This is a genomic window from Aeromonas aquatica, assembly GCF_000764655.1.
In the GTDB taxonomy this organism is placed as follows: Bacteria; Pseudomonadota; Gammaproteobacteria; order Enterobacterales; family Aeromonadaceae; genus Aeromonas; species Aeromonas aquatica.
In genome coordinates this window covers 1-23,596 of the sequence record NZ_JRGL01000030.1, presented here as the reverse complement: position 1 = coordinate 23,596, position 23,596 = coordinate 1, and the positions used below count along the sequence as shown (strand labels likewise).

Sequence of the window (23,596 nt, the reverse complement as noted above, 5' to 3'; positions counted from 1 at the left end):
TAATTGGGACATAGCCTTATTTATGGCGTTCCTGAGTGCAGGGATAAGCGCAGGAATTGATGACCAGGAGGTCAAAGATGAACAACAAGATCAAATGGATAGGGGCGGCCCTGCTGCTGGTGCAGGGGGCCATGGCCTGGGCCGTCGCTCTGCCCGCGGATCTCAAGTGGGAGACCAACGACACAGACCCTGTGTTTGCCTCACCACAGGCGATCCCCGGTGGCACCCTCAATCTCTTCATCGACAGCTTCCCGCTGACCTTTCGCACCGTGGGGCCCGATTCCAACGGCTCGTTTCGCTCCTTCATTCAGGACAACCAGCTGAGGCTCATCAGCTTTCACCCCAACACCGGCAACCCCATCCCCTCGCTCGCGACCCACTGGAGCATCGCGCCGGACAGCCAGACCGTCTACTTCAAGCTGGATCCCCGCGCCAGATGGTCGGACGGCAAGCCGGTCACCGCCGATGACTACACCTTTGGCTACGAGATGATGCGCTCAAAAGAGATCCGGGCCCCCTGGTACAACAACTACTACAGCACCGAGATAGTGGCGGTGGAGAAGATTGATGAGCATACCCTCCTGGTCAAGTTGGGCCATCGCAAGGCCAGGCTGGACCTGCTCAACACCACAGAGCTCTGGCCCCAGCCCAGGCACTACTACAAGCTCACGCCCGACTGGGTGAAGCAGTACAACTGGGCCCTGGTGCCCACCACGGGTCCCTATGTGATGACGGAGGTGAAGAAGGGCAAGTCCATCACCTTCAGCAAGCAGCAGAACTGGTGGGCCCAGGGGGATCGCTACAACCAGCACAGGTTCAACGTCGATACCATCAGGGTGCAGGTCATCCGGGATCACAACATCGCGTTTCGCCACTTCCTGAAGGGGGAGCTGGACAGCTTCGAGATGCTCCTGCCGAACTGGTGGCATGAAAAAGCCGTGACCCCGGAATACAAGAAGGGCTATGTGCAGAAGGTGATGGCCATGACCGACACCAAGCAAGGGGGGCAGGGGCTGCACCTCAACGTCAGCAACCCCAAGCTGGCGGATCTCAACCTGCGGCTCGGCATCCAGCACGCCATGAACCTCGACAAGATGATCGCCACCGTGTTGCGGGGGGACTACGACAGAGCCACCACCTTCGGCTCGGGCTATGGCGACTTTACCGACATGGCGCTGCCCGAGCGGGCCTATGACGTGGCCAAGGCGCGGGAGTACTTTGCCAAGGGGGGCTACGGCAAGCCGGGGCCGGACGGCATCTTGCAAAACGACAAGGGGGAGCGGCTCACCCTGGCCGTCACCTACACCACCCAGGAGCATTCCAAGCGGCTGACGCTGCTCAAGGAGGAGGCCAAGAAGGCGGGCCTGGATCTGGAGCTCAACCTGGTGGACGGCGCCACTGGCTTCAAGGTGATGCTGGAGAAGAAGCACGAGGCAGCCTGGCTCGGCTGGGGTGGGGGCGGCCTCTATCCGCAGTACTGGGAGTCGTTCCACTCGGATAACGCCAACAAGCCCCAGACCAACAACCTGTTCAACGTGGCTGACCAGCAGCTAGACACCCTGATCGACGCCTACGACGTCGAGTTCGATACCGCGAAGCGGGCCGCGCTCTCCCGCCAGATCCAGCAGCGTATCTATGATCTCGCCATCTTCGTGCCCGGCGTGCAGCTCAACTATGTGCGGGCCAGTAGCTGGCGCTACGTGAGGCTGCCCGAGGTACCTGCCACCCGCAATTCCCCGGATCTGCTCTACTGGCCCATGGATGGCTATCCCCACAGCAGCGGTGGCCTGCTCTGGCTCGATCCCAAGCTGAAGGAAGAGACCCAGAAAGCCAAAGCAGCGGGCGAGGCGCTGGCGCCCATCAATCAACTCGACAAGACCTATGCACGGCACCGAGAGGGGAGCGACCATGGCCAATAGCGGAGCTCCCATCCAGGGCGCCCGGGATGATGGGGTGGCGATGATCGTCGATGACGATCAGGGCAAGGCACCGATCCTCGAGATGCGCGATCTCGAGGTGGAGTTCGCCGTCGATGGCGGCAAGATCAGGGTACTGGACGGCGTCAGCTTCGCCGTGGCGCCGGGGCAGACCCTCGGCCTGGTCGGCGAGTCCGGCTGTGGCAAGAGTGTCACCGCGCTCGCCATCATGGGGCTGCTGCCGCGGCCCCATGGCCAGGTGGTGGCGGGCTCCATCCGTTTTCAGGGGGAGGAGCTGCTGTCGCTGCCGGCGGATCAGATGTACAGGGTGCGTGGCAACCGCATCTCCATGATCTTCCAGGAGCCGATGACGGCCCTGAATCCGGTGCAGACGGTGGGGGCCCAGCTGATGGAAGTGTTCAGCCTGCACAGACCCGACTATGGCAAGCGCGAGCGCAAGGACGCCGCCATCGCCATGTTGCAGAAGGTGGGGATCCCGGAGCCGGTGCGGCGCTTCGATGCCTATCCCCACAACCTCTCTGGCGGCATGCGTCAGCGGGTGATGATCGCCATGGCGCTCGCCTGTGAGCCGGACTTGCTGATCTGCGACGAGCCGACCACGGCGCTGGATGTGACCATCCAGGCCCAGATCCTGGCGCTGATGAAGGCGTTGCAGGCCCAGACCGGCATGGCCATCATCTTCATCACCCATGATCTCGGGGTGGTGGCGGAGCTGTGCGACGAGGTGGTGGTGATGTATGCGGGCCGGGCGGTGGAGCGGGCCGACATCTTCGAGCTGTTCGACCATCCGCGCCATCCCTATACCCAGGGCCTGATGAGTTCGATCCCGCGTCTCGACGACGTACCCAAGAGCCCGCTCAAGACCATCAGGGGTCAGGTGCCCGCCTTCGGCGAGATGCCGGCGGGTTGCCGCTTCGCGAACCGTTGCCCCCACGCCACCGAGCTCTGCGTGGGGACTGTGCCCATGAGCGAACAGCTGGCCGAACGCCACCAGGTGGCCTGCCATCACTGGAAGGAGTTGAGTCTATGAGCCTGTTGTTGTCGGTACAGGATCTGAAGCAGCACTTCGGAATGGCTGAGGGGGCTGGCTTTATGCCGTTATCTCTCCTCGACGGTAAGGGGAGCGATCGATGAGCACTTTGTTGGCGGTACGGGATCTCAAGCAGCATTTTCGGATGGGGGGCGGCTTCCTGCGCAAGCGTTACACCGTCTATGCGGTGGACGGCATCAGCTTCGAGCTGAAACAAGGGGAAACGCTGGGGCTGGTGGGGGAGTCAGGTTGTGGCAAATCCACCCTGGGGCGATCCCTGCTCAAGCTGTTCGAGCCGACGGCGGGGCAGATCAGTTTCGAGGGGCGGGACATCACCAAGTTGTCCGCCCGCGAGATGCGTTCCCTGCGCCAGGAGATGCAGATCGTATTCCAGGATCCTGCAGAATCCCTCAACAGTCGCCACACGGTCGGCCAGATCCTGGAGGAGCCCTTCATCATCCACGGCAAGGGTAGCCCGGCGCTGCGGCGGCAGTGGGTGAGCGAGCTGCTCGACAAGGTGGGTCTGCCGCACACGGCGCTGGATCGCTACCCCCACGAGTTCTCCGGCGGCCAGCGTCAGCGCATCGGCATAGCCCGCGCCATCGCCCTCAAGCCCAAGCTGCTGGTGTGCGACGAGGCCGTCTCGGCGCTGGACGTGTCGGTACAGTCCCAGATCCTCAACCTGCTGCTCAGCCTGCAGCGGGAGATGAACCTCGCCATCCTCTTCATCGCCCACGATCTGTCGGTGGTGAAGCACATCTCGGACAGGATAGCGGTGATGTATTTAGGCAGGATCGTCGAGCTGGCGGAGGCCCAGCAGCTCTACCTGAACCCGCGCCATCCCTATACCCAGGCGCTGATCTCGGCCATTCCGGTGCCGGATCCGCGCAGGCGTCGCCAGCGCATCCCGCTCGGCGGGGATGTGCCATCCCCCATCTCGCCCCCGAGCGGCTGCCACTTTCACCAGCGCTGCCCCTATGCCACCGAGCTGTGTCGCAACCAGTCGCCTGACTTGGATAGCTGCGGGCCCACCCATCAGGTGGCCTGCCACTTCCCCTTGCCGGTGGATGCCAAAGGCGAGGCGAGATAAGGCGGGTGCAGTCAGGCTGGCCGCTACCTGTCATGCCAGGGGCATCAGGGATGGGTCATGGAAAAACGAGCAATAAAAAAATGGGGCCTGTGGGCCCCATCTTCATGGTTGGAGTTCAGGTTCGGCCGTGGAACATCTGGCCTGGGCAGGACAGCACCCCTCTGAGGGGATGGCTGCTGTGTGGATCGTTATTTGTGTAATTTTACTACGTTTCACTTTCAGCCAAAAAAGTTCAGGCACCATAGCGGAAGTAGTAGTGACGGGTTGCAGGCGCATAAGTGTCTTTCTCTACCACGCCTTTCTTGCTGGTTGCACCCTTAAGGTGGAACAGTACTGCCAGGTTCTCAAACATATACTCACCTCATCGCTCTGTTACTGATTGTTATCTGTGACCTGGGTCACGGTTTTATCCTATGGGCTTTTGTGAGCTGGATCAACTTTTTGTGTTGTAAATTTACATAAATCATGGAAAGGGTTTTCAAATAAAGAGTTTCTTATGGATACGGTTTCAGAGAAAGCAATGCCGCAGGCCAGTGCGTGGCCACCCGGCTGATGGCGGAATGCATCGCGGTGAAAGGGGAAAAATGGCGCATGGCCAGGGGAAGGGGCAAGGGGAGGGCGCAATAAAATGCCCCGCACTGGGCGGGGCATCGATGTCACTGATACGGCTTATTTGGCCGGGATCTGTTCCAGCACGTGGACCAGCAGCTGCCAGAAGCGCTCGACCGCCGGGATATGTACCTTCTCGTCCGGCGAGTGGGCGCCGCGAATGGTCGGGCCGAAGGAGACCATGTCCCAATCCGGGTAGGCGTTCTTGAACAGACCGCACTCGAGACCGGCGTGGATCACCATGACGTTCGGCATCTCGCCGAACAGGGTCTGGTAGCTGTTGCGTACCAGCGCCATCACCGGCGAGTCCACGTTCGGCGCCCAGCCCGGGTAGGCGCCGGTGAATTCACAGCTGGCGCCGGCCAGATTGAACAGGGAGCGGGTCATCTGCTCGACGCTCTCGCGACCGGAGTCGATCAGGGAACGGATCAGGCACTGTACATACACCTCGCCATCCAGGGTCTTGATGACCCCCAGGTTGGTGGAGGTCTCGGTGACGCCCGGGATGGCGTCGCTCATGCGGATGACGCCGTTCGGGCAGGCCATCAGGGAGTCCAGCAGGCGCGCCTGCAGGGCTTCGCTCATCAACTTGGCCGGTTTGTCCTGGGCATTGAGCAGCACGGTCAGGTTCGCCTCGGTGGCCGCCAGCTCGCTCTGATAGATGCCGGCATAGCGGTCGACCAGGGCCTTGAACTCGTTAACGCTGGTGGTGGGCACCAGCAGCTTGGCGCGCGCCTCGCGGGGGATGGCGTTGCGCAGGGTGCCGCCATGGATCTCGCTAAGGCGCACCCCCAGCGGCTCGGCGGCTTTGAGCAGGCGTACCAGCAGCTTGTTGGCGTTGCCACGACCGCGGTGGATGTCGACCCCGGAGTGACCGCCACGCAGCCCCTTCACCTGCAGCTCGAAGCCTTCGCCTTCGGTGGCGGCAACCAGCTCCAGCGGGAAGCGAATATTGGCATCCACGCCGCCGGCGCAGCCCATGTAGACCTCGCCATCCTCTTCGGAGTCGGTGTTGAGCAGGATCTCACCCTCCAGCCAGCCCGCTTCCAGGCCGAAGGCGCCGGTCATGCCGGTCTCTTCGTCTGTGGTCAGCAGCACTTCCAGTGGACCGTGCTTGATGGTCTTGTCGGCCAGCACGGCCAGACAGCCGGCCATGCCCATGCCGTTGTCGGCACCCAGGGTGGTGCCACGGGCGGTGACCCAGTCCCCATCGATGTAGGCATCGATGGGATCCTGGGTGAAGTCATGCTGGGTATCGGCATTGGCCTGGGGCACCATGTCGATGTGGGCCTGCAGCACCACGGCCTTGCGATTTTCCATCCCCGGCGTGGCTGGCTTCTTGATGATGATGTTGCCCACGGCGTCCTGCTTGACCGCCAGACCTTCCCCCTGAGCCCACTGCACTATCCAGGCGCTCAGCTGGGCTTCGTGCTTGGAGGGGTGGGGAATGGAGCAGATCTGTTCGAAGAATTGCCAAATCAGTTGGGGGGAGAGAGAGCTAAGCTGTGCCACGTTGGGACTCCTTACCAGCACGGGAATGGACCGGGCCCAGGGGGCCGAGGAAGAGGCTAACGATAATACAGCCAAAAACACAAAAATGTGAGCGAGCAGTGCAAATTGCGGTCTGCTTATGCTGATAAAGAGAGCAAAAACGGTACAGATAGCTACCGTATAGACCCGGACCAGCACAAAGATAATGTGTGACATGCATCACAAAAATATTGTTTTTTCGGGGCCGGATGGTAAATTAGCCGCCGTGGGTCAACCACTTGTCAGGATGACAATGAATGCCTCCAGGGAACCGAAGCAAAGCAAGTGCGCCTCCACGGAACCGAGTGTTTGTTCAAGGATCTGAGCCCGCATAAAGGTACGTAACTTGTTAAGCAATCAGGAGTTTTATTATGTCAGGCAGCAATTCAACCTATTGGTTTGCCCAGTCTCTCTATACCCAGGGCTTCAGCTACCCTAACCCCTACGCCAGCCGTCGCTAAGACGGTCAGTCAGCCCGGCTGACAGGCAACGTAAATAAGCAGGTGTGCGAGGTCTTCATCCTCCCCCTGCTATTTTTTTATCCGGTGGCATCCGTCGCCCGGGTGGGAAAATAAGGTGTGCCAGATGGCTCGACTGCTATGGATGAAACTGATTTTTCCCGCTTTCGCATACGTTTGTCAGGCATTTTCTGTACAAACGATGCTATTATGCCGCCCCAACAGCCGGTCTGCGATCTTGCTTCCGATCGACATGACCGCCGGCGATGCCCATCCTGCTTCATCATTGCACCAGCGTTTGCTGCCGAGGGTCTCCTCCCGAGGCGGCCGAAGTGCAAGCCAAATTTGGCGAGCAGGGGGCCAGAATTGACAGACGCCGACCCATTTTTGGTTCGTGCTGATTTTTAAGTGATTGTTTTATATAACTCTTCGAGATCGATATTATGCCAAAGAAATTCTACGTATCGTGGGACAACCTGCAACGTGAAGCGCGCCGCCTGGCCCGTCGTCAGCTGCCGGTCAGCCAGTGGAAAGGGATCATCGCGGTCAGCCGTGGCGGTCTGGTGCCTGCCGCGCTGATGGCTCGTGAACTTGGCATTCGCAATGTCGAAACCCTCTGCATCTCCAGCTATGACCACAACAGCCAGCGCGAGCTGGTGGTCGTCAAAGCGGCGACCACCGCCGGTGATGGGGAAGGCTGGCTGGTCGTGGAAGATCTGGTGGATACCGGTACTACCGCCAAGGCGATCCGTGAGCTCTATCCCAAGGCCAAGTTCATCGCCATCTTTGCCAAGCCCATGGGCGAGCAGCTGTTGGATGATTTCGAAGTGGCCATCCCGCAGGACACCTGGATTGAACAGCCCTGGGACATGGCGCTGGAATTTGCCAACCCGATCTGCGACGAAGAGTAATAGCGCTGCAGGGGCACGGCGCGGGCCTTCTGAGCCGGGCATGGGTCATATCCGTTGCCGCCAGGATGAACATGGTTTCAAGGGGCCCCTGTTTGGGGCCCTTTCTTTTTTCTCATGTGGCTGCCCGGCGTGAAAAGTGGTTAAGATGGACCATCGCTTGAGACAGAAGAGTCACCATCTTGGAACCAAACGACGATACCAACCTGACGGAAAAGCTGTTTACCCGGATCAAAAAGGTATTGGAGACCTCCGAAATATCCAACTCCAGTCCGGTGGATGAGCATGACAGCAGCCTGACCGAGAGCTTCATCGACGGTGCTTTGTCCCCCCACTGGTACCGCTTGCTGCGCAGGCCGACCTGGGCCTGGCAAGGGGCCGATCCGGTCGAGGTAGAGCAGATCCTGGCCCGCATCGCCATGGGGCAGGGGGAACGCACACACGAGCGCTACCTGGATACCATCAAGGGCTATGTGCCAGGCAACTGGGTCTATGAATGGAGCCAGCTGGGCGGCCGCTATTTCAATCAGGGGCGCGAGCAGGTCGCGCAAGGCGACTCGGCCGGTGCGCTGAAAAACCTGCTCAAGTCGGTGCGTTACTACTCCATCGCCAGCTATCCCCATCTGAAGAATGACGAGCTGGCGGATCAGGCCCAGTTGCTTGGCAACATGGCGTACCGCGAGGCGGGCCGGCTGTTCAAGGTGCCGCTCAAGGAGCTGCAGGTACCGTTTCGGGGCAAGACCATCCAGGGTTATCTGCACCTGCCCACCACCGACAAGCCGGTGCCCCTGGTCATCGTCAGCGGTGGCATCGATTCGTTGCAGGTCGATTTTCTCAACTTCTATTTCAAGTGTCTCGAACCCCACGGCATCGGCATGCTGTCGCTGGACATGCCGGGCATCGGCTACGCCGAGCACTGGCCGCTGGTGCAGGACACCAGCCGGCTGCATCAGGCGGTCCTGCACTATCTCTCCGAGGTAGCCTGGGTCGATCATCAGCGCATCGCCATGGTGGGATTCCGCCTGGCCGGCAACGTGGCGGCGCGGCTCGCCTTCATCGAGCCGTTCAAGCTGCGGACCGTGGTCTGCATCGGCGCCGGCGTCAATCAGGTGTTTACCAATCAGGAGATGTTTGCCCGTTGCCCGCGCATGATGCGCGATGGCCTGGCGAACCGGCTGGGGGCCGATGCGGCCCAGTGGGATCTGATGCGCGCCAAGTGCCAGGTCTTCTCCCTCAAGACCCAAGGCTTGCTGGGGAGCCGTACCTCTGTGCCGATATTGAGTATCGGGCACAAGCGAGATTTTATTTGCCCCGAGCAGGATGTCCGGGCATTGGCCTCCGCCAGCCGCAACGGCAAGGCGGTGGTGTTTGACAAACAGCCTCTGCTGGAGGTGTACGACGAGGCGCTGAAAGAGACGGTAGATTGGCTCAAAAAGCATTTATGCACTTGATATAACACTAAAAATGTAACATCACCTTGTGATGCTATGGCTTGTTCAACAGGGAGGTTAGCATGTCAGAGAGAGTGACCTACAAGCGACTGCTGCGGCAATTCGCTGCGATCGGCCCCTATTTGCGCGAAGATCTGTGCGAGGAGGGGCGCTACCGTTTCGACTGCCTCTCCGTGTGCATCAGCGCCAAACCGGCGCCGGACAAACGGGAGTTCTGGGGCTGGTGGCTGGTGCTGGAGCAGGACGATCACCACTTCAGCTATCACTATCAGACGGGCTTCTACAACGCCGAGGGGGAGTGGATCAACAAGCCGCTGCCCAAGAAGCATCAGGTCGAAGTCGAGCGGACCCTGAACCACTTCTACAAGCTCATCAGCGACAAACTCACCGCGCTGGAGTGCAAGCTCTCCCCCGCCGATCAGGTGACCGCCGAGCTGAGCGTGACCGCCGCTTAACCCGTACCGGTCCTGCGTGTCATGGACGCGCAGGACCGTCTTCCTTGCGAGCAACAGTTGCGAGGCTTAATTGCCTTGCAGGGCAAGAAGGCCGTGGGTATAAAGGGATTCCTTACTTTTTTAACCTCGTTGTTCCCATGGAAAACAGAACCATAGTCGTCAAACTGGGCACCAGCGTGCTCACCGGGGGCTCTGCCCGGCTCAACCGTGCCCACATGGTGGAGCTGGTCAGGCAGTGCGCCGCCTTGCACCGTCTCGGCCATCGTGTCGTACTGGTGACCTCGGGGGCCATCGCCGCCGGGCGTGAACATCTGGGCCATCCCCCGCTGGCGCCGACCCTGCCGAACAAGCAGATGCTGGCAGCGGTCGGCCAGACCCAGCTCATCCGGGTGTGGCAGGATTTGTTCAACCTCTACGGGCTGCACATCGGTCAGATGTTGCTGACCCGCGCCGATCTGGAAGACCGCGAGCGCTACCTCAATGCCCGCGACACCCTGCGTACCCTGCTCGATCATCGCATCATCCCCGTCATCAACGAGAACGATGCGGTGGCCACCGCCGAGATCAAGGTGGGTGACAACGACAACCTCTCCGCCCGCGCCGCCATCCTGGCCGATGCCGACTTGCTGATCCTGCTCACCGATCAGAAGGGGCTCTTTACCGCCGATCCCCGCAGCAACCCGGATGCCCAGCTGATCGAAGAGGTGCAGACCATAGACGACAGCCTGCGCTCCCTGGCCGGTGACAGCGTCAGCGGGCTCGGCACCGGCGGCATGGCGACCAAGCTGCAGGCGGCCGACGTGGCGCGCCGGGCCGGGGTCAACGTGGTGATTGCCACCGGCCAGATCCCCGAGGTGATCGGCCGCCTCGCCGCGGGAGAGCGGGTCGGGACCCTGTTCCCGGCGCTGGCCTCGCCGCTGGAAGGGCGCAAGAGCTGGATCCTGGCAGGCCCACCCCCCCATGGTGAGGTCCAGGTGGATCAGGGCGCCGTCGCCGCCATGCAGGATAAAGGTTCCAGCCTGTTGCCCAAGGGCATCGTCGCGGTCAAGGGCGACTTCGTGCGCGGCGACGTGGTGCGCATCCTGGATCCCAAGGGCTGCGAGCTGGCGCGCGGCATCTGCCGCTACGATCACAACGAGCTGGATCGCTTGCGCGGTGTACATTCGGATCAGATAGAGCAGGTACTGGGTTACGGTTACGGCGCCGTAGCCATTCACAGAGACGACATGGTGCTGCTGTAAAGCAGCCGGCTCCGATAGGTCCTACGGCTATGGGATCATGGGCCATCCACAGAGATGATATGGTGCTGCTATAAGGCGGTGTCCAATAAGGATCAACTTATGAGTCTGGAGAAAATGGGGCAGGCGGCCCGTGAGGCGGCCTATCAGCTTACCGGCATGAGTACGGCGCAGAAGAACCGGGCGCTGGCCGCCATCGCCGACGAGCTGGAGGCGCGCGGCGAGCAGATCCTGGCCGCCAACGAGAAAGACATCGCGGCGGGCCGCGAGGCTGGCCTGGCTGAGGCCATGCTGGATCGGCTGCTGCTCAACCCCGAGCGGCTGGCCGGCATAGTGGCGGACGTGCGCAAGGTGATAGTGCTCGACGATCCGGTCGGTGCCGAGATCGACAACCGGGTGCTGGAGAACGGCCTGCGCCTCTCCCGTCGCCGGGTGCCCATCGGGGTCATAGGCGTCATCTACGAGGCGCGCCCCAACGTCACCATCGACATCGCCAGCCTCTGCCTCAAGACCGGCAACGCCAGCATCTTGCGCGGCGGACGCGAGACCTTCCACTCCAATCTGGAGCTGGTACGGGTGATCCAGAGCGCGCTGGCCGCCTCCGGCCTGCCGGCCGAGGCGGTGCAATACATCGACAACCCGGACCGGGCGCTGGTGGGGGAGCTGCTGCGCCTCGATCGCTATGTTGACATGATCATCCCCCGGGGCGGCGCCGGGCTGCACAAGATGTGCAAGGAGAACAGCTCCATCCCCGTCATCATCGGGGGCTTCGGCATCAGCCACATCTTCGTGGACGAGAGCGCCGATCTGGCGCGCTCCCTGGCGGTCATCGACAACGCCAAGGTGCAGCGCCCCTCCGCCTGCAACGCCCTCGACACCCTGCTGGTCCACAAGCAGATCGCCGCCCGCTTCCTGCCGCAGCTGGTCTCCCTGATGAATGAGCGCAAGGTGACCCTGGTGGGGGCCGCCAACGCCATGCCACTGCTGGCAGGGGCCGACAACCTGTGCGAGGCAGGTGCGGAAGATTTCGACACCGAATGGTTGGGGCTGACCCTGGGAGTCAAGCTGGTGGCCGACGTGAACGAGGCGCTTGCCCACATGCGCGAGCACAACGCCGGTCACTCGGACGCCATCCTGACCAACGACCTTGCCAACGCCGAGCGTTTCGTCAACGGCGCCGGCTCGGCGGCCGTCTATGTCAACGCCTCCACCCGTTTCACCGACGGTGGCCAGTTTGGCCTCGGTGCCGAGGTGGCGGTGTCGACCCAGATGCTGCACGCCCGCGGCCCCATGGGACTGACCGAGCTCACCAGCTACAAATGGGTTGGGCTGGCGGACTATCTGAGCCGTGCCTGAGTCAGGCTGTTTCGCCATCATCAAAAATGCCGACTCATGTCGGCATTTTTATGCTTTTTTATTGCGGCCTATCAGGGGCTTGCATATAACTATCCAGCAAGCAGTGGCGATATTTCGGACACTCGGCTACCAGCCAGAACGGGAGCAACTTCAAGGATGAAGCACACAGACTGGATTGCCCGACTGGGTTGGCTCTGGTTGAGCCTGCCCTTGCTGCTGGGGGCGCTCTGTTTCAGCGGCGCCAGCCACGCCAGCTGGGATCAGGATCTCTACCGCCAGCTCGGGCTGGCGGGCAAGCTCGACAAGCAGGTCTTTCGCAAGGCCCTGCAGGGTTATCAGCGGGTGCAGCACAAGCGAAAACCCATTCTGACCATCATCGACTACAGCAAGCCCTCGACCATGCGCCGGCTGTTCGTCATCGACGTCAAACGCCACAAGCTGCTCTATCACACCTGGGTCAGCCACGGCCGCAATTCGGGGGAGCTGGCCGCCCGCCAGTTCTCCAATCAACTCAACTCCAGACAGAGCTCCCTCGGAGTCTATCGCACCGCCGAGACCTATCAGGGCAAGCACGGCTATTCGCTGCGCCTCGATGGCCTGAGCCCGGGCCAGAACAGCAATGCCCGCAAGCGTGCCATCGTCGTGCACGGGGCGGACTATGCCAGCCCAAGGCATTTGCAGAAATATGACAAGCTGGGCCGCAGCTGGGGTTGCCCCGCGCTGCCGAGGGAGCAGTCGAGGGCCATCATCGACCTCATCAAGGGGGGCAGCGTCATCTACGCCCACGGCTGAGAACCTGTCCACGATCTTACTGCGAGGCCGTGATCAAGGCTCATGTGCTGCTCGCTTATGTGAAACCAAGGGCTCATTTATGTCTATAAACTCCGGTTCCTGCGCTGCTCTTTACCTTGCTGACGACCTCTCGTCACAGCTCGTGAACAGATTCTGAGGCGAACGCCCCGTGGCAATCAATAACAAGAAGGCCAGCAAACGCTGGCCTTCTTGTTTCGGTCGGGGGTCACCTGTTACTTGCGTACCACCAGCACCGGGCAGGGGGCGTGGCGCACCACGGATTCCGCGACGCTGCCCACCAGCAGGTGGCTGATGCCGGAGCGGCCGTGGCTGCCCATGACCACCAGATCCACCTTGTCCTCCTTCGCCTGAATGACGATTTCGTCGGCGGCGCGGCCGAAGCGCACCTCGAAGGTGGCGGGGATGGGCAGCATGGCGACCAGCTCCTTGAGCTGGGTCTTGGCCTGACGCTCCATCTCGTGGGTGATCTCGATGGCGGTCATGTGGAGGATCTTGTAGCTGTCGAAACCGTGCAGTTGATCCACTACGTGGACCAGCTTGAGCTCGGCCTGATGACTCTTGGCCATGAAGACGGCATAGTCGAGTACGGCCCTGGACATCTCGGAAAAATCGACGGGGCAGAGTAGTGACTTGATGGTTGGCATGATGAGACTCCTCGCTGATTGGGTCACTAATGAATCTTATTGTCCATAGTACCCATCGGGGCGGCAAATACCCTCGACCCGCTCGCAAAACGGGGAAAAGATAGGAGCCGGTGCGAGAACTTCCTATGATGTGTTAAGGCTTTAACGTGCCGGCCTCCTGTGATCCCTCGCAGAGGGCGCCGCCACCGAGGAATACTGGTACATGGTTCGACCGCTTCTCCTGCTGTGCTGTCTGCTGCTCGCCGGGCCCATCCGGGCCAACCTGATACACGTCTACTGCGATGACTGGCCCGGCTTCTGCCAGGCCGATGGTCATGGCGTCTATCTGGACATAGTGCGCGCCATCTATGAGCCGCAGGGTTATGCCATCCATCCCCATATAGTGCCCTACAAGCGGGCGTTGGCGGTGGTGGCGCAGAAAGGCGGCGACATGGCGATGGGGGTCTATCAGGGGGAGGTACCGGGAGTACACCAGCCGGATTATCCGGCCTCGGCCGATGATGTGACTGTGCTGATGCTGCAGAAATGGCGGTCAGAGTGGCAGGGAGAAGAGAGCTTGCGGGATCAGGACGTGCTCTGGCTGCGGGGCTGGGCCTTCGACAAGTTCATACCGGTACCGATGCGCTGGTATGAGATAGACAGTCACGACATGGCGCTGCTACTGCTGGCGAAGGAGCGCTACCGCTACTACCTGACGGCCGGGGTGCTCTACCCGAAGGGGGAGATCCCCTCCGACATGACCCGCCTCTTCCTGCGCTGGGTGCCGACCTACCCCATCTTCGCCGATACCGAGAAGGGGCGGCATCTGCAGCGGCTATGGGATCCCGGCATGATCAAGCTGCTGCGGCGCGGCACCCTGGCCGAGATATACAGGCGCAACGAGCTCTACGACTACTATCGCGACTTCGTCAGGCAGCAGGAGAAGCGGGCGGGTAAATAAGGTCCCGTGGCCTGGCGGCCTCCCTCACTGGTGTCTCACGTCTATTATTCGCTACGCCCATCTCGCAGCCGCTTGGCCAGCCGATCGTAGAGGATCACATTGACCGAGGCGGCGAGATTCATGCACCTCTTGGGTATGGATACGTAGATCACTTCCTACTAGCCTCGCAGCCGCTTGGCCAGCCGATCGTAGAGGATCACATTGACCGAGGCGGCGAGATTCATGCACCCCTTGGGTATGGATACGTAGATCACTTCCTATTAGCCTCGCAGCCGCTTGGCCAGCCGATCGTAGAGGATCACGTTGACCGAGGCGGCGAGATTCATGCACCCCTTGGTCGGCACATAGATCACCTCCTTCACCGCCGCGAAGCGGGCGGGATCCAGGGTGCCATCCTCGGGGCCGAAGATGTAGAAGGCGCGCTCCGGGTGCACATAGTCCGGCAGCGAGGTGGCGCCCTCGATGAGATCCACCAGCACAGGGGTACAACCTCGGGGCACGAACGCCAGCAGATCGTCCACCCCGAGCAGGGGGATCTTCTCCACCATCTGCTTGGTATCGGTGGCGAAGCGGCGCGCCAGCTCGAAGCGACTGCCGGTGTAGTAGACCTCGTCCGCCCCGTAGCAGCCGGCGGCCCGCATCACGGCCCCCACGTTCTCCGGTGACTTGGGGTTGACCAGTCCGATGCAGCAATAGCCAGCCTCTGTGCGCTGCTCCAGCAGGGGGATGCTCCTCTCTTTGCCGTCATGGCCTGACTCTTTCATCTCTCTCTCCTCTGTGGCGGCCGCATTATACCCTCGCCTCGCAGTTTGCCCATGGCGGCGCGTGATCATGAGCCGATCGTGCGAGCAGGTCGCCCTCAGTCGCCAGCAGCGCCATCACCTGACCCACGGCCCCTGATGCCGAGCGATGACGAGATCCGGGGATTACTGGGCTGAATGGAATCGTCTGAAAACCATTTTTATTGCCGGGCAATGTCCGGTGATTTTTTGTGCGCGATCCGACATTTTTTGTATGTGGCGATGGCGGGAAAACGTTTTTGGACAATAATAGACAAACGTTTACAACTGGATGTTTGTCTATGACGGAGCGTGAACAAGAGATCCTCGCCCTGCTGCGCCAGGATCCCATGATTGCCCAGCAGGATCTGGCGGATCGCCTCGGGATCAGCCGCTCGGCGCTGGCGAGCCATATCTCCAGCCTGATGCGCCAGGGCTATGTGCAGGGACGGGGCTATGTGCTGCGGGAAGGGCCCTACGCCGTGGTGATCGGCGGTGCCAACATGGATATCTGCGGCGCCAGCCACGATAACCTGCGCATCGGTGATTCCAACCCGGGCCAGGTGCGGACCTCCGCCGGCGGGGTGGGGCGCAACATCGCCGAGAACCTGGCACGGCTCGGCACCGATACCCGGCTGTTGAGCGCGGTGGGCAACGATCAATACGGTCATCACCTGCTGGACGTGACCCAGCGCGCCGGCGTCGATGTGCGCCAGGTGCTGATGTTGGACGGCCAGGCGACCTCCTGTTACCTCAGCCTGCACGATGGCAGCGGCGAGATGAGCTGCGCCGTCAACGACATGGGGATCATCGACGAACTCACCCCGGCCAGGCTCACCCCGCTCAGCGGCTTCCTCGGGGCGGCCAGCCTCTGGGTGCTCGACACCAACCTCGCGACCCACACCCTCGACTGGCTGTTCGAGCGCCAGGGGGAGCACATCATCTTCGTCGACACCGTCTCGGTGGCCAAGGTGGAGAAGATCCGCCCCTGGTTGCACCGGATCCACACCCTCAAACCCAATCGCAGCGAGGCCGAGCAGCTGTGCGGCTTCCGCATCGCCGGTCCCGATACCTGGACCATGGCGGCGGCCTGGTTCCACCGCGCCGGGGTGCAGCGGCTGTTCCTGAGTCTCGGCGATCAGGGGATCTTCTACAGCGACGGGGAGTGCCAGGGCCATCTGCCCGTGCTCGGCAGCCCTGTCGTCAACGTGACCGGAGGCGGTGATGCCTTCATGGCTGGGCTGGCCCACGCCTGGTTGCAGGAGAGCGACATGACCGACACCACCCGTTTCGCCCTCGGCTGCGCCGCCCTCACCGTCAATTGTTCCGATACCGTCTTTTCCGGCCTATCCAAGGCCGCCGTTGAACGCATGCTGGAGGAGTACCCATGTTGAACGCTTACCTCGATATCCAACCTGAAGTCGCCGCTGCCCTGGCCGCCGGCAAGCCGGTCGTGGCCCTGGAGTCCACCATCATCTCCCACGGCATGCCCTATCCGCAGAACGTGGAGACGGCGCGCCAGGTAGAGCAAGTCGTGCGCGACAACGGTGCCGTGCCGGCCACCATCGCCATCTTGGATGGCCGCCTCAAGGTGGGTCTGGATGCGGGGGCGCTGGAGGCGCTGGGCCGGGCCGGTCATGCCGCCACCAAGTGCAGCCGCCGTGACATCCCCTTCGTGCTGGCGAACAAGGGGCTTGGGGCGACCACGGTCGCCTCCACCATGATCATCGCCGCCATGGCCGGCATCCGGGTGTTCGCCACCGGCGGCATCGGCGGCGTGCACCGCGGTGCCCAGGAGACCTTCGACATCTCGGCTGACTTGCAAGAATTTGCCCATACCCCGGTGGCCGTGGTCTGCGCCGGCGCCAAGTCGATCCTCGATATCGGCCTGACTCTGGAGTACCTGGAGACTCAGGGCGTGCCGGTCATCGGCTACCAGACCGAGGAGCTGCCCGCCTTCTACACCCGCGAGAGCGGCTTCAAGGTGGATTACCGCCTCGATACCCCGGCGGCAATCGCCGAGGCCCTGCGCCTCAAGTGGGAGCTGGGGCTGGCCGGTGGCGCCGTGGTGACCAACCCGATCCCGACCGAATTCGCCATGCCCAGGGCCGACATCGACGCCGCCATCAAACAGGCGCTGCAGGAAGCCGAAGAGCAGGGCGTCAAGGGCAAGGAGTCTACGCCTTTCCTGCTGGCGCGGGTGTGCGAGCTGACCGGTGGCAACTCCCTGGCGGCCAACATCCAGTTGGTGCTGAACAACGCCGCCCTGGGGGCAAAGATTGCCGCCAGCCTGTGAGGGCGTGCTAAGCGATAAAAGAGGGCCACCAGGCCCTCTTTTTCATTGATAACGCCGCAACTCTTTGCGTTATTTATAGCGATATTCGGTGAACCCGTTGCACATTATTGAATGATATATTTTATATACATGCTAATAATGAGGAGCGGGCATTGAATATTTAATAATCGCTTTATTCAATGGCCCCAATCTAGTTAATTGGCTGTTGTTTCGGTCCCGTCCGTTCATAATTCACGCATCAGAATTCAGTTGTTTTTTCCCCGCAAGGCCCCGCCCCCATTCCGTCCGTGAAAATTAAAGTCATTGTTTTTATTATGTTTTTTGAGTTTTCCTCTTGATCCTGGACAAATAATACCCGGTATTTCTCCGTCAGGCTGGGACTGCGATCATTCGCAGACTCAAGGGAGAGAGAATAATGAATAAATATTATCTGCTGCTGGCGTTATCCTTGCCCGGACTGGGGTGGGCAAGCGAGCCGGTACAACCGGTGGAAGCCGTCAAGGTGGGTGAGCCGGCAAAAGTCGAGCTGGGCAAGATGCTGTTCTTCGAGCCGAGGCTCTCCAAGTCCAACGCCATCTCGTGCAACTCCTGCCATAACCTGGCGACCGGCGGAGTGGACAATCAGGTCAGCTCCCTCGGCCACAAATGGCAGGAGGGGCCGATCAATTCACCGACCGTGCTCAACTCCAGCCTCAACTTCGTGCAGTTCTGGGACGGTCGCGCCAAGGATCTGAAGGAGCAGGCGGCCGGCCCCATCGCCAACCCGCTGGAGATGGCCTTCACCCACAAGCTGGCGGTGGAGACCCTGCACACCCTGCCCGAGTACCGCGCCCGTTTCGACGCTATCTACGGCAAACCGGACTTTGGCATCGACGAGGTGACCGACGCCATTGCCGCCTTCGAGGAGACGCTGGTTACCCCCAATGCCCCCTTCGATCGCTGGCTGAAGGGGGATGCCAAGGCGCTGACGGCGCAGCAGCTGACCGGTTATCAGCTGTTCAAGGACAAGGGCTGCACCGCCTGCCACAACGGGGTCGCCATCGGCGGCAACTCCTACCAGAAGATGGGGCTGGTCAAGCATTACGAGACCAGCAACCCGGCTCAGGGCCGGGGCGGGGTGACCGGGGAGAAGCAGTTCATCGGCTGGTTCAAGGTTCCCACCCTGCGCAACATAGAGCTGACCACCCCCTACTTCCACGACGGGGCCGTCTGGGATCTGAAGGAGGCGGTGCAGATCATGGCGGATATCCAGCTGGGTCAGCGCCTGAGCGAGCAGGAGGCACAGGACATGACCGCCTTCCTCAAGAGCCTGACCGGCGAGCAGCCACAGATAGTGCTGCCCATACTGCCACCGTCCCAGGCCGATACCCCCAGGCCCCAGGTCAAGAGCTGATCGGCGGGGCCGCAGAGCGGGGCTGTCGCCCCGCTTTTTATGCCTACATCTGTTTGATTAAATGGAAAAAATGCCATGTTCAGCACAATGACATCGCGATGACAATCCCCCACCTGGCCGCAGGATTTTGGCCAGATTGTCGCCTCCTTCACGTTTCCAAAAAGCTCCTTATTCGCGCAATTGCCTAACTCGTCAGACCTGGTGTCAAATCACTCCGCCTAACACAAGGAGTGGCATAATAATGAACAATATTAATAAGTTAATTCTGGCTATCGGATTCACTCTCACCACGTTCCCGACCCTGGCTGCGGGTTTTCAGTGCAGGGACCACGTCACCCTCGGAGTGCCCAGCCAATCCAGCCAGCTGCTGTGCCGGGAAGGCTATGCAGCCGGCTACAACTATGACACCAAGGTCTCTGACTGGGTCTCCTACCGGATGACGGCGGCCAGCGCCCAGGGCCAGGTACCGCGCAAGGATGCCTTCGCCGAAGACAAGGAGGTGCCGGTGCAGTTCCGTGCCACCCTGGCGGACTACAAGGGCTCCGGCTATGACCGCGGTCATCAGGCGCCGGCGGCGGACATGCGCTCCACCACCACCACCATGAAGCAGAGCTTCCTGCTGACCAACATGACCCCGCAACTGCCGGCTCTGAATCAGGGCGCCTGGCGCATCCTGGAGGAGAAGACCCGCCAGTGGGCCGTCGCCTATCAGGATGTCTATGTGATCACAGGCCCCATCTTCACCAACTCCGACGCGTCTATCGGTAACGGTGTGACAGTGCCCCACGCTTATTACCGGGTGGTGATGGACGTGGCGAACCAGGAGGCCATCGCCTTCATCCTGCCGCAACAAAATATTCCATCCAGCAAGTTGGCGGATTACATAGTGACGGTGGATGCGGTGGAGGAGCAGACCGGGCTCGACTTCTTCGCCAGCCTGCCGGACGAGCAGGAGGAGGCCATGGAATCCCAATTGATGGCGATGTGGGGTAATTAGGCACGGCGTGCCAGGCCCTGATCTCGTGTCTGCACCATAGAATCAGCTGGCAAGAGGAGCTATTTCAGTCGGGAACTAATAGGCGATGTGACAGCCGACCGGCAGGGTTTTGATATCCGGGTCGCCATTAAGCGGATCGGAATAGAGGACCATTCACGAGGGACAAGGTCGGGATCAAAGCGAGTGATCGTCAATAAAAATGGACGGGTTCATCCCGTCCATTTTCTTATTTCTTGGGACGAAATGGCTTGATGACGCTCTCGTCGCACTCGAGGTAGGGGCCGTCCATCAGATCGATGCAGTACGGAATGGCGGGGAAGACCGCATCCAGGCACTCGCGGATCGACTTGGGCTTGCCCGGCAGGTTGACGATGAGGCTGCTGCCCCGCAGGCCCGCGGTCTGGCGGGAGAGGATGGCGGTGGGCACGAACTTGAGGGATTCCGCCCGCATCAGCTCGCCAAAGCCCGGCATCATGCGATCGCAGACCGCCTCGGTGGCTTCCGGCGTCACGTCCCGTTTGGCGGGGCCTGTGCCGCCCGTGGTGACGATGAGGCTGCAACCTTCCTCATCGGCCAGCTGGATCAGGGTGGCTTCGATCTGCGCCTGCTCATCCGGGATGAGCCGGTAGACGGGCTCCCACTCCGAGGTCAGGTAGGTGCTCAGGGTGTCGATGATGGCCTTGCCGGACAGGTCTTCATAGATGCCTGCACTGGCGCGATCGCTGACGGTGACGATGCCGATTCTTGCCTTGCTCATGCTGTGCTCTTTATCGCTCGGGAAAGTGGCAAATAAAATAACATAATCAGTGAGATATGTTAAACCACGGCGAGCCTTGCCAAGGTGTACAGGATAATCTGGTTCGAACGAAAACAATCCTGCGTTTGTCGATGGTTTGGGAATAAAGCCCATGATATGGGCCGATAAAATTTATAAAAAAAGTAGCGTCGATGCTCCGTTGATAATCATATGATCCATAAAGAATAAATCTTTAACTCCCCCGCAGTATCCCGCCATTTCTTCAAAACCGGACTCCAGTGACGCGTACTGACTGAACCAGATCCGCCGCCATCTTATATAACCTTCATTACGGACGGTGAAATTATGTGCTGAACGTAGTCATGAAGTGTCACACATGAGGCCTCTGGCCAGGAGGGCATATGGAGCTGCCTGATTTCGATACCCTGAAACACTGGGCCCTTGCCGAACCGGAACGGCTCGATGAGCTGCTGCACCAGCAGATAGATGCCCTGATCGAGCAGGTGGGGCCCGATCGGCAGCGGCGCCTGCGGGGCCTGCAATTTCGCATCGACTGTCAGCGTCGGCTGGCCAAGAACAATCTGGACAGCTGCATCCGGATCGCCAACATGATGCACGAGTCCTTCTTCACCATGCGCAGTCAGCTCAATCATCTTAATGACGAGCCGCCATTTGGGGGCGGCAATATGTTGTCGGGAAATAATATTGTTCGGCTCTCCGATCATCGTAGAGATAAATAATTTATTGATATTTACTCACTATTTTCAGCGTTTTTTTCAGAGCAAGTCATCATGTTGTTAATCAATGTGGTGGCTTGTTTTTTATTTGCTGCAAATAATCCGTGCTGGCTGATTTATTAATGCCTTAATTGGGCCGAGCGTCCGTTCCAGATGAAGGTAATTAATGATTGGGGTAATATACCGATACCTTTTATTTTGCTACGACTCTAAGGGATTATGAGAAGTATCACGCCAAGAAGGGTGCTGTCATCGGAACAACAGACAGAGATCACCCGGATCATCGTCAAGGTGGGCCAGCTGCTGGCTCAACATGGGGCCGAGGGGCGCATCATAGAGCAGACCACGGTCCGGCTCGGGTTGGCTCTCGGGCTGGAGAGCGTCGAGATGGCCATCTCCGCCAGCGCCATAGTGCTGACCAGCCTCTATCAGGGCAACTGCGTCACCACCACCCGCCGGGTGCGGGATCAGGGCATCAACATGCAGGTGGTGTGCGAGGTTCAGCGCCTCTGCATCCTGGCGGAGAAGGAGCTTGTCGGGGTGCGGGAGGTACGCCAGCGGCTCGACGGCATAGTGCCATTCCACTATCACCCCTGGCTGGTGGTGCCCATGGTGGGGCTCTCCTGCGGTGCCTTCAGCCTGCTGTTCGGCGGCGACTGGCCCATCTTCCTGGTGACCTTCGTCGCCTCTGCGGTGGCGATGCGGGTGCGCCAGCTGATGGCCCGCCATCATCACAGCCCGCTCATCAACTTCGCCGTGACCGGGTTTGTCGCCACCCTGATCGCCTCCAGCGCCACCTACTTCCAGTGGGGAGACCAACCCTATCTCACCATGGCGGCCAGCGTGCTGTTGCTGGTGCCGGGCTTCCCGCTCATCAACGCCGTGTCCGACATGGTGAAGGGCTACTTCAATCTGGGGCTGGCCCGCTGGGGCACGGCGACCCTGCTCACCGTCAGCGCCGTCATCGGTATAGTGCTGGCCATGTCGGTCACCGGGATCTGGGGCTGGAAGCTGTGGTGGGACTCGATATGAGGCGAAATGAAAGGGCCTGCGGGCCAGGGCCATTCCCCCTAGGTGCAGCGCTTATCCGCCGCCAGCAGTTGCCGGTTCGGCTGGGGGAAACACCATGATGGATCTGCTCCTGCTGCTGGCCAGGGATGCGTTCTGGTCGGCCATCCCTGCGGTGGGCTTCGCCATGCTGTTCAACGTGCCGCCGCGCATGCTGAAGTATTGCGCCATGGGCGGTGCCCTGGCCCACAGCCTGCGCACCCTGCTGATCCATTACGGCATGCCCATCGAGTGGGCCACCCTGGCGGCGTCCACCACGGTCGGCTTTGTCTGCGTCTATTGGTCGCAGCGTCTGCTGGCCCCCCGGCCGGTGTTCAGCGTCGCCTCCATCATCCCCATGATCCCGGGTGTCTATGCGTTCAAGACCATGATCGCCGTGGTGGAGCTCAACATCTCGGGGGTGACGACCGAGCTTATCCATCATGCGGTGACCAATGGCCTCAAGGTGCTGTTTATCGTGGGTGCGCTCAGTTTCGGTTTGGCGATCCCCTCCCTGGTCGTGTACCGTAACCGGCCCATTGTCTGAGACAGGCTGCAAGAGGCTGAACCCATGCAAATTTCCATGATTGCCGCCATGGCGCAGGATCGCGTAATCGGGCTGGACAACCAGATGCCCTGGCATCTGCCCGCCGATCTGGCCCACTTCAAGCGGGTCACGCTCGGCAAGCCGGTGCTGATGGGGCGCAAGACCTTCGAGTCCATCGGTCGGCCGCTGCCCGGGCGCCGCAACCTGGTGATCAGCCGCAACCCCGATTACCGGGTCGATGGGGTGGAGGTGGTCGATTCGGTCGAGGCCGCGCTGGCGCTGCTGGCGAGCGGCGAGGCGGTGGATGAGCTGATGGTGATCGGCGGCGGCCATCTCTATGGCCAGTTGCTGCCGAGGGCGGATCGCCTCTACCTGACCCGGATCGAGCTGGCGGTCCCGGGGGACACCCGTTTCCCCGCCTTCGACGAGGGGGAGTGGCTGTGCCTAGAGCGCGAGGCGCACCCGGCGGACGAGAAGAACCCGCACCCCTACCGTTTCGAGACCTGGCAGCGACGCTAGTCCACTCGCACCAAGCAGGCCCCTCCCGTTGCGAGGGGCTTTTTTTTGGCTATGTCCCAATTACG

The 23,596-nt window shown here is 60.9% G+C and carries 23 protein-coding genes; 18 read left to right on the top strand and 5 right to left on the bottom strand.

The features are described 5' to 3' along the window. The first annotated feature begins 77 nt into the window (after window positions 1-77). From LG30_RS0106930 to LG30_RS0106920, 3 genes are all read left to right on the top strand, one after another. Window positions 78-1,919, top strand: coding sequence for an extracellular solute-binding protein (locus LG30_RS0106930; protein ID WP_033129996.1), 1,842 nt, complete (start codon window positions 78-80; stop codon window positions 1,917-1,919). After that, entirely contained in the window at window positions 1,909-2,967 is a 1,059-nt protein-coding gene (locus tag LG30_RS0106925; RefSeq protein ID WP_033129995.1) for an ABC transporter ATP-binding protein, read from the top strand. Before LG30_RS0106930 ends, LG30_RS0106925 begins: the two co-directional genes overlap by 11 nt. A 100-nt stretch (window positions 2,968-3,067) precedes the next feature. Further along, window positions 3,068-4,057, top strand: a complete 990-nt coding sequence (locus tag LG30_RS0106920) for an ABC transporter ATP-binding protein (RefSeq protein WP_033129994.1) — start codon at window positions 3,068-3,070, stop codon at window positions 4,055-4,057. A 669-nt stretch (window positions 4,058-4,726) separates the two neighbouring features. Here the strand turns inward: LG30_RS0106920 and LG30_RS0106915 are convergent. Further along, on the bottom strand, window positions 4,727-6,178 hold the full coding sequence (locus tag LG30_RS0106915) for an aminoacyl-histidine dipeptidase (protein ID WP_033129993.1): 1,452 nt from the start codon (window positions 6,176-6,178) through the stop codon (window positions 4,727-4,729). 919 nt (window positions 6,179-7,097) lie between these two features. Here LG30_RS0106915 and gpt point away from each other — a divergent pair. From gpt to LG30_RS0106885, 6 genes are all read left to right on the top strand, one after another. Beyond that, window positions 7,098-7,565 (top strand): xanthine phosphoribosyltransferase, encoded by a 468-nt coding sequence (gene gpt / locus LG30_RS0106910; RefSeq protein ID WP_025325960.1) that lies wholly within the window; start codon window positions 7,098-7,100, stop codon window positions 7,563-7,565. Window positions 7,566-7,744: 179 nt separating this feature from the next. Continuing rightward, complete coding sequence (gene frsA, locus LG30_RS0106905; RefSeq protein ID WP_033129992.1) at window positions 7,745-9,013, top strand: esterase FrsA; 1,269 nt, start codon at window positions 7,745-7,747, stop codon at window positions 9,011-9,013. Between the two features lie 62 nt (window positions 9,014-9,075). Beyond that, window positions 9,076-9,468, top strand: a complete 393-nt coding sequence (crl, locus tag LG30_RS0106900; RefSeq protein WP_033129991.1) for a sigma factor-binding protein Crl — start codon at window positions 9,076-9,078, stop codon at window positions 9,466-9,468. A 137-nt stretch (window positions 9,469-9,605) separates the two neighbouring features. Beyond that, a complete protein-coding gene (proB, locus tag LG30_RS0106895; RefSeq protein ID WP_033129990.1) occupies window positions 9,606-10,709 on the top strand; it encodes a glutamate 5-kinase in 1,104 nt (367 codons plus the stop codon). Between the two features lie 99 nt (window positions 10,710-10,808). Beyond that, window positions 10,809-12,062 (top strand): glutamate-5-semialdehyde dehydrogenase, encoded by a 1,254-nt coding sequence (locus LG30_RS0106890; RefSeq protein ID WP_033129989.1) that lies wholly within the window; start codon window positions 10,809-10,811, stop codon window positions 12,060-12,062. A 156-nt stretch (window positions 12,063-12,218) separates the two neighbouring features. Beyond that, window positions 12,219-12,854 carry a murein L,D-transpeptidase catalytic domain family protein gene (locus LG30_RS0106885; RefSeq protein WP_033129988.1) on the top strand — a complete coding sequence of 212 codons (636 nt, stop codon included), beginning with the start codon at window positions 12,219-12,221 and terminating at the stop codon, window positions 12,852-12,854. Between the two features lie 233 nt (window positions 12,855-13,087). Here LG30_RS0106885 and LG30_RS0106880 read toward each other — a convergent pair whose 3' ends face one another. After that, window positions 13,088-13,519: a universal stress protein gene (locus LG30_RS0106880; RefSeq protein WP_033129987.1), complete on the bottom strand. Its 432-nt coding sequence runs from the start codon at window positions 13,517-13,519 to the stop codon at window positions 13,088-13,090. Window positions 13,520-13,721: 202 nt separating this feature from the next. Here LG30_RS0106880 and LG30_RS0106875 point away from each other — a divergent pair, with 202 nt between their 5' ends. After that, window positions 13,722-14,459: a hypothetical protein gene (locus tag LG30_RS0106875; RefSeq protein ID WP_033129986.1), complete on the top strand. Its 738-nt coding sequence runs from the start codon at window positions 13,722-13,724 to the stop codon at window positions 14,457-14,459. 158 nt (window positions 14,460-14,617) lie between these two features. Here the strand turns inward: LG30_RS0106875 and LG30_RS21400 are convergent, their stop codons facing one another. Together LG30_RS21400 and LG30_RS0106870 are read right to left on the bottom strand one after the other, a co-directional pair. Then, window positions 14,618-14,713 (bottom strand): RNA methyltransferase, encoded by a 96-nt coding sequence (locus LG30_RS21400; RefSeq protein ID WP_081966037.1) that lies wholly within the window; start codon window positions 14,711-14,713, stop codon window positions 14,618-14,620. Window positions 14,714-14,719: 6 nt separating this feature from the next. Continuing rightward, window positions 14,720-15,223, bottom strand: coding sequence for an RNA methyltransferase (locus tag LG30_RS0106870; RefSeq protein WP_033129985.1), 504 nt, complete (start codon window positions 15,221-15,223; stop codon window positions 14,720-14,722). Window positions 15,224-15,540: 317 nt separating this feature from the next. Between LG30_RS0106870 and LG30_RS0106865 the strand changes: the two genes are divergently transcribed. The 4 genes from LG30_RS0106865 to LG30_RS0106850 all read left to right on the top strand — a co-directional run bounded on the left by LG30_RS0106865 (window position 15,541) and on the right by LG30_RS0106850 (window position 19,924). Further along, a complete protein-coding gene (locus LG30_RS0106865) occupies window positions 15,541-16,632 on the top strand; it encodes a PfkB family carbohydrate kinase (protein ID WP_033129984.1) in 1,092 nt (363 codons plus the stop codon). Then, window positions 16,626-17,534, top strand: a complete 909-nt coding sequence (locus LG30_RS0106860; protein ID WP_033129983.1) for a pseudouridine-5'-phosphate glycosidase — start codon at window positions 16,626-16,628, stop codon at window positions 17,532-17,534. Before LG30_RS0106865 ends, LG30_RS0106860 begins: the two co-directional genes overlap by 7 nt. A 415-nt stretch (window positions 17,535-17,949) precedes the next feature. Further along, complete coding sequence (locus LG30_RS0106855; RefSeq protein WP_033129982.1) at window positions 17,950-18,927, top strand: cytochrome-c peroxidase; 978 nt, start codon at window positions 17,950-17,952, stop codon at window positions 18,925-18,927. A 241-nt stretch (window positions 18,928-19,168) separates the two neighbouring features. After that, window positions 19,169-19,924, top strand: a complete 756-nt coding sequence (locus LG30_RS0106850) for a DNA/RNA non-specific endonuclease (protein ID WP_033129981.1) — start codon at window positions 19,169-19,171, stop codon at window positions 19,922-19,924. 226 nt (window positions 19,925-20,150) lie between these two features. On the opposite strand, the gene mog is transcribed toward LG30_RS0106850, so the two are convergent. After that, window positions 20,151-20,681 carry a molybdopterin adenylyltransferase gene (mog, locus tag LG30_RS0106845; RefSeq protein WP_033129980.1) on the bottom strand — a complete coding sequence of 177 codons (531 nt, stop codon included), beginning with the start codon at window positions 20,679-20,681 and terminating at the stop codon, window positions 20,151-20,153. Window positions 20,682-21,082: 401 nt separating this feature from the next. Between mog and LG30_RS0106840 the strand changes: the two genes are divergently transcribed. From LG30_RS0106840 to folA, 4 genes are all read left to right on the top strand, one after another. Beyond that, on the top strand, window positions 21,083-21,421 hold the full coding sequence (locus LG30_RS0106840; protein WP_033129979.1) for a DUF3135 domain-containing protein: 339 nt from the start codon (window positions 21,083-21,085) through the stop codon (window positions 21,419-21,421). A gap of 216 nt (window positions 21,422-21,637) precedes the next feature. Then, complete coding sequence (locus tag LG30_RS0106835; protein WP_033129978.1) at window positions 21,638-22,450, top strand: threonine/serine exporter family protein; 813 nt, start codon at window positions 21,638-21,640, stop codon at window positions 22,448-22,450. Between the two features lie 94 nt (window positions 22,451-22,544). Next, entirely contained in the window at window positions 22,545-23,012 is a 468-nt protein-coding gene (locus LG30_RS0106830; protein ID WP_033129977.1) for a threonine/serine exporter family protein, read from the top strand. A gap of 24 nt (window positions 23,013-23,036) precedes the next feature. Beyond that, a complete protein-coding gene (gene folA, locus LG30_RS0106825; RefSeq protein WP_033129976.1) occupies window positions 23,037-23,531 on the top strand; it encodes a type 3 dihydrofolate reductase in 495 nt (164 codons plus the stop codon). Window positions 23,532-23,596 lie beyond the last annotated feature (65 nt).

What these genes read in the sequence shown, in the direction of transcription:
- LG30_RS0106880 (WP_033129987.1), bottom strand. Translation starts at nt 13,519, where the DNA reads ATGCCAACCATCAAGTCACTACTCTGCCCCGTCGATTTTTCCGAGATG.
- LG30_RS0106875 (WP_033129986.1), top strand. Translation starts at nt 13,722, where the DNA reads ATGGTTCGACCGCTTCTCCTGCTGTGCTGTCTGCTGCTCGCCGGGCCC.
- LG30_RS0106925 (WP_033129995.1), top strand. Translation starts at nt 1,909, where the DNA reads ATGGCCAATAGCGGAGCTCCCATCCAGGGCGCCCGGGATGATGGGGTG.
- LG30_RS0106930 (WP_033129996.1), top strand. Translation starts at nt 78, where the DNA reads ATGAACAACAAGATCAAATGGATAGGGGCGGCCCTGCTGCTGGTGCAG.
- LG30_RS0106835 (WP_033129978.1), top strand. Translation starts at nt 21,638, where the DNA reads ATGAGAAGTATCACGCCAAGAAGGGTGCTGTCATCGGAACAACAGACA.
- mog (WP_033129980.1), bottom strand. Translation starts at nt 20,681, where the DNA reads ATGAGCAAGGCAAGAATCGGCATCGTCACCGTCAGCGATCGCGCCAGT.
- LG30_RS0106865 (WP_033129984.1), top strand. Translation starts at nt 15,541, where the DNA reads ATGACGGAGCGTGAACAAGAGATCCTCGCCCTGCTGCGCCAGGATCCC.
- LG30_RS0106870 (WP_033129985.1), bottom strand. Translation starts at nt 15,223, where the DNA reads ATGAAAGAGTCAGGCCATGACGGCAAAGAGAGGAGCATCCCCCTGCTG.
- LG30_RS0106920 (WP_033129994.1), top strand. Translation starts at nt 3,068, where the DNA reads ATGAGCACTTTGTTGGCGGTACGGGATCTCAAGCAGCATTTTCGGATG.
- crl (WP_033129991.1), top strand. Translation starts at nt 9,076, where the DNA reads ATGTCAGAGAGAGTGACCTACAAGCGACTGCTGCGGCAATTCGCTGCG.
- LG30_RS0106850 (WP_033129981.1), top strand. Translation starts at nt 19,169, where the DNA reads ATGAACAATATTAATAAGTTAATTCTGGCTATCGGATTCACTCTCACC.
- gpt (WP_025325960.1), top strand. Translation starts at nt 7,098, where the DNA reads ATGCCAAAGAAATTCTACGTATCGTGGGACAACCTGCAACGTGAAGCG.
- LG30_RS0106890 (WP_033129989.1), top strand. Translation starts at nt 10,809, where the DNA reads ATGAGTCTGGAGAAAATGGGGCAGGCGGCCCGTGAGGCGGCCTATCAG.
- folA (WP_033129976.1), top strand. Translation starts at nt 23,037, where the DNA reads ATGCAAATTTCCATGATTGCCGCCATGGCGCAGGATCGCGTAATCGGG.
- LG30_RS0106885 (WP_033129988.1), top strand. Translation starts at nt 12,219, where the DNA reads ATGAAGCACACAGACTGGATTGCCCGACTGGGTTGGCTCTGGTTGAGC.
- LG30_RS0106860 (WP_033129983.1), top strand. Translation starts at nt 16,626, where the DNA reads ATGTTGAACGCTTACCTCGATATCCAACCTGAAGTCGCCGCTGCCCTG.
- proB (WP_033129990.1), top strand. Translation starts at nt 9,606, where the DNA reads ATGGAAAACAGAACCATAGTCGTCAAACTGGGCACCAGCGTGCTCACC.
- LG30_RS0106855 (WP_033129982.1), top strand. Translation starts at nt 17,950, where the DNA reads ATGAATAAATATTATCTGCTGCTGGCGTTATCCTTGCCCGGACTGGGG.
- LG30_RS0106840 (WP_033129979.1), top strand. Translation starts at nt 21,083, where the DNA reads ATGGAGCTGCCTGATTTCGATACCCTGAAACACTGGGCCCTTGCCGAA.
- LG30_RS0106830 (WP_033129977.1), top strand. Translation starts at nt 22,545, where the DNA reads ATGATGGATCTGCTCCTGCTGCTGGCCAGGGATGCGTTCTGGTCGGCC.